The organism is Pectobacterium hainanensis (genome assembly GCF_046237015.1).
Lineage (GTDB): Bacteria > Pseudomonadota > Gammaproteobacteria > Enterobacterales > Enterobacteriaceae > JBJYIN01.
In genome coordinates this window covers 1-304 of record NZ_JBJYIN010000046.1, presented here as the reverse complement: position 1 = coordinate 304, position 304 = coordinate 1, and the positions used below count along the sequence as shown (strand labels likewise).

The following is a 304-nucleotide window of genomic DNA, read 5'->3' as shown; positions in this document are numbered from 1 at the left end:
CCTTACCAAGAAGATGTGGATTGAGTGAAGTGCTCACACAGATTGTCTGATGAAAGAAACGAGCAAAAGCGTCAACAAAGTACGGTGTCGTGTCCCCTTCGTCTAGAGGCCTAGGACACCGCCCTTTCACGGCGGTAACAGGGGTTCGAATCCCCTAGGGGACGCCAGCGCATCCGACCATTCCGGTGAAAGCGGGGGTCTTCAGTAAGTCAACCACTTACCTCATATCTTAAAACTGATTAGCAATAGTCAGGGTTTAAGATATTGCTCTTTAACAATCTGGAACAAGCTGAAAATTGAAACA

At 47.4% G+C, this 304-nt stretch carries 1 tRNA gene; it reads left to right on the top strand.

Annotated elements, in window-relative coordinates:
* Positions 1 to 91 precede the first annotated feature (91 nt).
* A tRNA-Glu gene (locus ACKPVM_RS20460) sits at positions 92 to 167 on the top strand.
* Positions 168 to 304 lie beyond the last annotated feature (137 nt).